The 8,251-nt window shown below is 35.5% G+C and carries 4 protein-coding genes; 1 reads left to right on the top strand and 3 read right to left on the bottom strand.

Features of this window, described 5'->3' with window-relative positions; all coding sequences use genetic code 11:
- Positions 1–272: 272 nt before the first annotated feature.
- Both E7Z79_RS08535 and E7Z79_RS08530 read right to left on the bottom strand, forming a co-directional pair.
- The gene (locus tag E7Z79_RS08535) at positions 273–482 is read right to left on the bottom strand and encodes a hypothetical protein (protein ID WP_303739536.1); all 210 of its coding nucleotides are present in this window, start codon (positions 480–482) and stop codon (positions 273–275) included.
- 262 nt (positions 483–744) lie between these two features.
- A complete protein-coding gene (locus E7Z79_RS08530) occupies positions 745–5,595 on the bottom strand; it encodes a C1 family peptidase (protein WP_303739535.1) in 4,851 nt (1,616 codons plus the stop codon).
- 516 nt (positions 5,596–6,111) lie between these two features.
- Between E7Z79_RS08530 and E7Z79_RS08525 the strand changes: the two genes are divergently transcribed.
- Positions 6,112–7,935: a carboxypeptidase-like regulatory domain-containing protein gene (locus E7Z79_RS08525; RefSeq protein ID WP_303739534.1), complete on the top strand. Its 1,824-nt coding sequence runs from the start codon at positions 6,112–6,114 to the stop codon at positions 7,933–7,935.
- A gap of 66 nt (positions 7,936–8,001) precedes the next feature.
- On the opposite strand, the gene E7Z79_RS08520 is transcribed toward E7Z79_RS08525, so the two are convergent.
- The coding region (locus tag E7Z79_RS08520) for a zinc ribbon domain-containing protein (RefSeq protein WP_303739533.1) at positions 8,002–8,251 on the bottom strand (250 nt) is incomplete at its 5' end.

Raw genomic sequence — 8,251 nt, 5'->3', positions numbered from 1 at the left:
ATGACCTAAAAAATTCACCAAAAAACACAAAATAAAAAATATAAACGCAAAAAAATAAATAAAAAAGATAGTACACCCAATAGTGCAATTCATCCATGACCTTGAAGAGGTCATGGTATTCTTGCATCATTTAGATAAAATTACTTGGATAATTCTAATAATTATCCTTGTTTATCTTTTTTTTGTTTTATCTAACAATAATGAATTTATTAAAAAAATAGAAAAAATACTAGAATTAAAAAATTCTAGTGATTTAAATTGCATATGATGGTTTACGCCACCATCTTATATGCGTCGTATGCAGCATAAATTGCAAATATCAAACTTAAGAATGATAATAAGAATGCTGTTAAGAATGATATGATAGCTATAACAACTGCAATTACAAAGAAAATTACACCTTTTTTAATATCTCCAGCATAAGCTTGACCTAAACCTGGGATAAAAAAGGATAAAATTGCTGCAAGAATTTCATTTGCCATATTTATTTCCCTCCCTTTTCTTAGTTATTATTAATTATGTTTTTTTGTATAAATAAAGTTACCCCCTAATTATGGCAATAAATGATGGAATTTGTCATTATTTGCTCTAAATATTACAGTTTTTAATTCCATCAGATTTAAAATTCATATTCATAATGTGAACAAAATTTCCTAATGAAAAGTATCCAATATATCTTTGAAAAACAGAAAAATCACAAATTCTAATGAATTAAAAAAAATGGAAAGTAGATGAATAAATCATCTACTTGACTTTTACGGTTGTTTTTATGGTGTCTTTAAGATAAGTAACTTTTACATTGTATTTTTTACCTTTTTTAAGCTTTTTGATAACATTCTTTTTGATGGTAACCTTTGCCATTCCTTTTTTATTGGTTTTGACTTTGTAGGTTTTTCCATTAAACTTGAATGTTATCTTTTTGCCTTTGACCTTTTTGCCGTTGATTTTAAGTGTTGCTTTCAAGACAAATTTTTTGGCTGTCTTTTTAACGGTTGCCTTTTTGGCTTTGAGCACTTGTTTTACGGTAACAGTATTTTTAACAGATTTTCCGTTGAATGTTGTTGTGATTGTGTACTTTTTAGGAACATCTGTTATTTTGATTTTTGCTTTTCCGTTTTTGTCGGTTTTGACTGTTGTGGATTTTCCGTTGATTGTGAATTTAACGCTCACACCTGAAGCGGCAACTTTGCCGTCAGCAGACACTATTTTAACTGAGAAGTATTTTCCTCCGTCATAATCCACTTTAATGTTTTTGTTTCCTGTGATCTTACAAGTGCTTGGATCTAATTTTACGGTAACCTTGTTCTTGTAGGTTTGGTTTTTGTATGTGGTTGTCACTTCATAAGTGCCTGGAACATCAGTTATTTTTACTTTTACTATTCCGTCACCGTCACTTATAGCAGTTGTTGTTTTTCCGTTGATGGTAAATATAACAACAGCGCCTGCACAAACGGCTTTGCCGTCAGCAGTCACAACTTTAATTGAGAAGTATTGGTCGGTTCCATAATCAACAGTGATGTCTTTATTATCAATGATTTTAGTGTCATCGACAACTGTGTATGCCTTTAAGGAACACACTGCATCAATATCGCAAGCATTAATCCATGTGCCGTTCACAAAGTACTGTGATGAACCGTTAATGTAGTGTAGTCTTGATTCTTTCAATAGGGTTACTGAAGTCTTGTTCATCACCACAGTGAAAATATCGTCCAATGCGATTGGAATCGCACTTGTCAGTTTTACGGTATGATAACCGTTAAATGGAGCAGTGCCGTTTTGAGTATGTACCAATTTACCGTTTACATAGATTTCAAGAACATATTCCTCATGTTCATCGAAGTAGGTTCCCACAGCGCTTATAAGTTCATTTCCTAATGATTTATATGAATTCATATAGCTGATGACATTTCCGTTATCTTCAATCTTATCGATTTTTCCGCTAAAATCATATTGGTAGTTTCTGATGTATTTTTCGGTATTGTCAATGAGGAATCCTACTGCATGTGTCGCATTTAAGATGCTTGTGTCATAGTATGATATGTAGAAGTATCCCTCATCTCCCATATCAGTTCCCCAACTGTTCTTTATAATGAATGCTCCGTCTCCTGGAGGAGTTTTTTGGAAGTTAGAAGCGGGGTAATTGTCATCCCAGCCAACAAACATGATCATATGGTTTGTTGTGTCAAATTCGTCTTGATAAAAAGTCTCATTTCCATCATAACCGTCATCGGCAATTCCAATTGCGACAGCTCCGCATTTGATTATTGCCCTTTTAAGTGCATCATTGTCTGTAGCATTTTGGCGGTGCCCTAAAATCAATGCATCTATAATGTGAATGTTTTCACCGGTTGAAATTAAAGGTGATAATTTACCCAATTCATCATAGGTGTCGTATCCTTCAGGGAATGCGCCAAGCCAACTGAGAACATATTCCAGACCCTGCAGGTCAAATCCTCCTTCAAATTCACTAAGTATTCCATATTGTGAATATTTTAACATGGCTTTTGCCATATTGTTTACTGAAAGATCATATCTGATTCCTGTTGCCTTAAGCAATGCGGATTCCAATGCTCCAATTGATCCAAAGGCCCAGCAGCATCCTGCTTGTCCCTGATCTTTAACTGGAGTTACCCAACCCCATTCTCGGGAGTCAAAACGGGACGGAAGAACCACAATATCGATTGTATTGTTCAATAAGGTAAGTTCTTTACCTGTTCCGCTTATAGTGCCAAGATAAAGAGTGTCATTTAGGCATAATGAATCATCTACAACGGTAATGTTATTTAATTCACATTCTATGAAAACTCCATGAATCGCTTTGCCATTGCCTGAAAATGTGGTATTTGTAACATTTAAAGTCATATCATATGCATAAATTCCGTTCTTTGCATTATCTGTTATGGTACAGTTTTCAATATATGTTGTTGAATAGTCAAGATATATTCCTCCACCATTTCCATAAATCAAATTGTTTCCAGTTATTAATGTGTTATTGAGGGTAATTTCACAATCGGATACATAAATTGCCCCTCCGCAGTATAATGCAGTGTTGTTTATGAATTTAGAGTTTTGTATTATTGGAGTGCAGCTCAATATGACCAATGCACCACCATAGTCGCCGCTTGATTTGATGAATGTGGAATTGTCAATGTAAATATCACCGGGGAGTGTAGTGCCGTCTATATATAGTGCCCCTCCATTCCTTTTAGAAGAGGTACTTACGAAGTTACAATTAATAATATTTACACCATATACCGCTTTAAATCCTAATGCACCTGCAGTTTCTTCAGAGGTCAGATTTTCAAAGGTGGAGTTTACAATGTTTGCGATAAAACGAGAATCCGGAGAACCACTGTATGAGTATATTGCTGCTGCATATTTGGATTTTGAATTGGTGAAGTTTGAATTTGAAACATCAATGCCAGAAGTGCCTGCAATACATCCTCCATACTCAAGGGCGGAATTATTGTTGAAAACACAATCTTCTATTGTCACGTCAGATGTAGATATTGCTCCGCCATTTGTTGCTTTATTGTTGATGAATGTCACATTTATAAAAGTACATCCACTTGCAAGGACAGCACCACCGTTGTCTTTACTGAATCCATTGATTATTTTAAGATTTGAAATTGTAATGTCAGATCCGTTAATTTTGAAGACTCTTCCTTTGTTTAAAGCATTAATTGTGTGGCTATTTCCGTTAATGGTAATATTATTTTTTTCAATTTTTATTCCGTCAGCTGAAAATCCGAAATCATATTCATAATCCTGTTCAAGATTAATTGTAGAGTTCTCGGCAGCATTGTTGATTATTTCCTGCAATGCCTTGAAGGTAGTATCATAGGATATTGTTTTAAAGGACGGATTATAATTGTATGGACTTGTAAATTCTACAGCTATGTTTGATGGGTCATCTAACTTAATGTTTGCCATCTCATCAACGTCAAACCCGAAATATCTTAAGAATGCACGCATCTCATTAAATGACATCTCGGGGGTTCCATATTCGACTGCCCTGTGGTTTGACAGTGATTCGCATGTGACTGCAGGTGTTCCCAAAATGTTGGCATAGTCTTCAATCGCTCCAGCGTAAGGCACTCCTGCCTGATCATAGGCAAAAAGATAATATCCTGTTTCATCTACAATGAATTTGGCGATTGAATAGCTTTCAGGTGTAGGGCTATAGGAACACATTGCACATGTTATTCCAACATCATCATCTCCATGCCGGGTATTGTGGAAATCTCCAAGACCTGAGGCATTGACAGATCTTGCAAATAGAACAACATGATTGGAAAGAGTTTCCGGAACATCTGCAACGGTATTTAGATTGGTGCCGTTGTATATCCTTGTATTGTTGGCGGTGGCTTCAGGGAAAATGGTAGGGATTACATATATTGTTCCATTTATCTCATCACCATAGTTGGCCAACAGGTTAATCAGCCTGAAACCTGCTACCTGTGATGCAAGTTCTCCTCCATGTGTTCCCACATTTACAACAACAGTTTTTCCGTTACCGTTTCCAAATTTGATGTAGGGAGTGCCATTAGTGCATAAATCAATAAGCTTATCGGTCAGTTCAGTGTGTTCGATTGCATTCATTAAGGGAGTGTTGACGCGAATGTTCGCCTTTGATCCCCAATCAAACACGCCAATCTCATATGTGGCATTTTTTGGTGTTTCATCGGTAATGTAAAATTTAAATTTTCCTTGGGAATCAACTATAACTGTATATTTGTTGTTGATTGTGATTGTTCCTCCCATGACGTTTTTTCCATTCTCATCCAAAACAATTCCTGAAATCTCTTTGCCATTGTTCTCCAAAAGAGTTACCTCATACATTATCCTTGTATCGCTTGCTGGGGCAAAAGTAAATGATTTTGAGAACCATGATGAATTATAATGATTTTTACTGTTGGAAAATACTCCTGTGAAGTTGATTGTCTCGCCGACAATATTTCTGGTCAGATTCCAGATGTATACAAAGTTACCATTGACATCAACATCGCATGTTCCCAATCTTTCGTTATCAACATATACGGTCACGATTCCTTCAGTCACCTCTTCAAAACCGCCATAACCTTCATATTGCCTGTAATCTGATAGCACATTTCCTGTAAAATAGACAGTATCATCATATTTTGTTGCAATGATGTTTCTGCAGGTTGTATTTGCAACGGGAATAGTTAACAGCAGGGTGGTTGTGGCATTTTTGTAGCCTCCTGTTCCAATATAGTTGCATATAATATTGAACTGTCCTGTTTGCCCGACAAAAACCTTGGTTTTTGCAATGCCGTCTTTCACATCTGCAGTGTAGTTTTTGCCGAAAACATCAATAAAAAGAACGGTTCCATTATCTACATTGTACCCGTCACTGTCTGTTGCATAGACTTTCAGTTCGGTAGCTGTATTTCCGTAAGTTCCATAAGTTTCATTTGCATTTAATTCGACATCTGTTTCTTCGTTTTCAGAGATTGTCTCATTTGCAGCAATTTCATCTGCACTGACAACATCCTCATTGATGTCAGCCGCTGATGCAGGCAGAATCAATAGAAAACTGAATATCAAAACTATTAGTAAAGTCGTGTATTTCATTTTAATCCCCCTTTATATTTGAACTTTATATTTAATAATCTATAAATCTTTGGAAAAAAATCAATGTTATAAATTAAATTTATAAAATTATCAAATTAATTTTTAAATTGTTAATCATTTTTTATTACAAATTTTTTTGTATATTATTAATTAATGTTAGCCAAATCTATTTTTGATTTGTATGATATCTAACACTTAATAATTACCAGATTATTTTTCTTTAACGTGCAAGAGTTTTCCTGACTTCTTTAAGTCATGGATGAATTGCACCAGTTATGCATTACTTTTCAAATGCTTTCTGATGAATTTTAAATAACATGATAACAAAATATAATAAATGACAATGACACGCTATTGAACTAGTCTGAACCTTCGCAACGAGGGGGATAGCACGGCAATACTATGCTTATCATAGTATACATTCCGTGAAGTAAGAATCCTCAACTTAAAGTTGAGGTAGTTCAAAATGGAGGTAAAATTTTGAATAGGAACTCTAAAATGATCTTGATGTTTCTAATGTTATTTGCAATTTTAACAATAGGTTCTGTAAGCGCATCCGATGATTTAAATGAAACCGCATTGCTTGAGGAATCATTTGATGATGCAGACATCTTGAATGCAAATGAAAACAATATATTAGAAGTTGGTCCGCAGGAAGTTCTCAGTGAGGATTCCAAAACATTCACGGATTTAAACGCCACAATAAATGGCAACAGCGACAGTGAGATATATCTAAACGGCAATTACACATATGATTCAAATGCTGACTCAAATTTAACAAATGGAATTAATATAAATCGCGCTGTAACCATTTATGGAAATGGGGCTGTATTAAACGGCATGAACATGGCCAGAATGTTCTATGTAACAAATTGCAATGTTGTTTTCCATGACATAACTTTTGCCAATGGATACTCAAAAGACAACGGTGGAGCAATACACGGGTCCTGTACCGCAGTCAACTGCACATTCAATCAGAACTCAGCATTTTATGTTACCGGAGGTTTTTTTCAGACTATTTACATAATAAATGGAGGAGCAATGTACATGGGCACCGCAGTCAACTGCACATTCAATCAAAACTCTGCCTCCTATGGCGGTGCAATATATAACGGTACCGCTTACAACTGCACATTCAACAACAACACAGGGTATAAAGGTGTCACTAGTGGCGGTGCAATGTATAGGAGCACTGCTTATAACTGCACATTCAATCAAAACTCTGCGCAAGACGGTGGTGCAGTATATGAGAGTGTCGCTTACAGCTGCACATTCAATAATAATTCAGCAACTAAACAGGGTGGTGCAATGTTTAATTCACATGCCTCCAATTGTGTATTTGAAAATAACTCTGCAGCAAATGGCGGAGCAATGTCATCAGGTTCTGCAGAAAACTGTACATTCATCAACAATAATGCCAGTGAGGACGGAGGCGCAATTTACAACGCTGAGTTCAATAACTGCACATTTATAAACAACACGGTCGGCTCAGAAGTAAATGACTTCACATTGGAACCGAAAATAATTGTGAATGATTATACCTCAACATATAACTCCGGTGAAAGGCTATTGGTCACAGTCACAGATTACAAGGGAAATGAGCAAAATGATGTCAATATCACAATAAAGATCACTAAAGGCAGTGATTTAATCGGCACATACTGCTTCCTAAGCGGAGATGGCTGGCTTGTGAATCTTGATGCTGGCACCTATGATGGAACCCTATCAGTCCAGGAACAGGGATACGATTCCTGTATGCAACATATCACTTTAAAAATCAATCAAATTCCAACAAGAATGACATTATCAAATCCTGTTATAGCTTATAAGTCAAACAAAAATGTCATCATTACATTAAAAGACGATAAGGGCAATCCGATAAGTGGAGCTCAAGTTTCCGTCAGCTTCAACGGGGTCAAAAATCTAAAAACAAATGAAAACGGTGAAATTCTGCTTTCAGCTTCAGGATTGACTCCAAATTCATATGCCCTTACAGCCACATTCAATGACGGCAATTACATGAAATCAACAGTTAATTCCAAGGTTACCGTTAAAAAGGCAACAGCAAAAATAACTGCAAAGGCGAAAACATTCAAAAGATTATTGAAAATTAAAAAATACACTGTAACATTGAAATTCGGTAAGACTCCACTTAAGAATTTGAAATTAAAAATCAAAATCAAAGGCAAAATCTACAAGGCAACAACAAATTATAAGGGAAAAGCAACCTTTAAAATTAAAAAACTCACTAAAAAGGGAACATATATATCAAAAATAACATTTAATGGAAACAAATACTATAATAAAGCAACTAAAACAGTTAAAATTAAAATCAGATAAGGGAGATTGAACCACCCCACCCTAAAAGAGGGTGGGGATTCCTGAATTATTTTCACTTAATAATGGTTAATTTAAGTATTTTTTCAGGCTATCCCCGTTGAACCAGCGGTTTAGAATATTAATTGCTGCGTTTGTGTCCCTTTCAAGTGTTTTTCCGCATTTTTGACATTTCCAGTTGCGTGTTTTGATTTTTAACTCTTTGTTTATGTGTCCGCAGTGGTGGCATGTTCGGCTTGTGTTGTGTGGTTTTACGAATTGTACGCCGTCTGTTTCGGGTTTGTAGAGTTGGAATTTGTCTTTTAGTCTTTTTATGAAT

This window comes from Methanobrevibacter thaueri, from assembly GCF_015062905.1.
Lineage (GTDB): Archaea > Methanobacteriota > Methanobacteria > Methanobacteriales > Methanobacteriaceae > Methanocatella > Methanocatella thaueri_A.
This window is presented reverse-complemented; position numbering and strand designations above follow the sequence as displayed.

What these genes read in the sequence shown, in the direction of transcription:
- E7Z79_RS08530 (WP_303739535.1), bottom strand. Translation starts at nt 5,595, where the DNA reads ATGAAATACACGACTTTACTAATAGTTTTGATATTCAGTTTTCTATTG.
- E7Z79_RS08535 (WP_303739536.1), bottom strand. Translation starts at nt 482, where the DNA reads ATGGCAAATGAAATTCTTGCAGCAATTTTATCCTTTTTTATCCCAGGT.
- E7Z79_RS08525 (WP_303739534.1), top strand. Translation starts at nt 6,112, where the DNA reads ATGTTATTTGCAATTTTAACAATAGGTTCTGTAAGCGCATCCGATGAT.